Source organism: Streptomyces sporangiiformans (genome assembly GCF_005768555.2).
In the GTDB taxonomy this organism is placed as follows: domain Bacteria; phylum Actinomycetota; class Actinomycetes; order Streptomycetales; family Streptomycetaceae; genus Streptomyces; species Streptomyces sporangiiformans.
In genome coordinates, this window is record NZ_VCHX02000207.1 from 1 (window position 1) to 752 (window position 752).

Annotated in this window: 2 protein-coding genes; both read left to right on the forward strand. The window is 69.0% G+C overall.

The features are described 5' to 3' along the window. The coding region (locus FGD71_RS34910; protein ID WP_140936018.1) for a transposase at positions 1-293 on the forward strand (293 nt) is incomplete at its 5' end. Then, a complete protein-coding gene (locus FGD71_RS34915) occupies positions 290-712 on the forward strand; it encodes a hypothetical protein (RefSeq protein ID WP_119104586.1) in 423 nt (140 codons plus the stop codon). The genes FGD71_RS34910 and FGD71_RS34915, both read left to right, overlap by 4 nt. Positions 713-752 lie beyond the last annotated feature (40 nt).

Genomic DNA, 752 nt, shown 5'->3' on the forward strand with positions numbered 1-752 from the left:
GGTTCAAGCAGGCCGTGGTCGAGCACGGCGCCCGCCTCGGCATCGACGTGGAGATCGTCCAACGTGATCCCGGGGCAAGAGGGTTCACCCCGGAACCCAAGAGATGGGTGGTGGAGCAGACGTTCGGCACCCTCCTGCTGCACCGCAGACTCGCGCGGGACTACGAGACCCGGCCGGCCAGCTCGGTGGCAATGATCCACTGGTCCATGACCGACGTCATGCTCCGCCGCCTCACCCGCACCGCCACCCCGACCTGGCGCGATACATCCCAGGCGAGCGGGAGCAGGCGGTGAGAGAGCTCCTGGACAAGATCGAGGCCCGGCAGCGACTGGTCCGCGAGACCGCCGAACGGCTGCGCGAGCAGATCACCGAACTCACCGGGCAACTCGCCGCCGCCGAGCGCACCCTGGAACGGCTGGAGACCACCTGCGAGACCGTGCTGGAACTGGCCACCGAGGACGGCACCCCACCGCCCGAGCCGCTGCCGCCCGGCTACCGCGAGATCCTGGCCCTCTTCGAGCAGAACGGGGACGGGCTGCGCGCCCGGGAGGTCTGCCGCACCCTCGGCACCGGCACCGAACCGCGACACACCGAAGGCATGCGCGCCAAGCTGAAACGCCTGGTCAACCGCGGCATCCTCACCGAATCCGAACCCGGCCTGTTCACCCTCACCCCGTCGGCACCGACCACTCCAGAGACCGACTCAAACTGAAATCAGACGAAGGCCCGCAGAGCACCCACTCAGGCGTCCA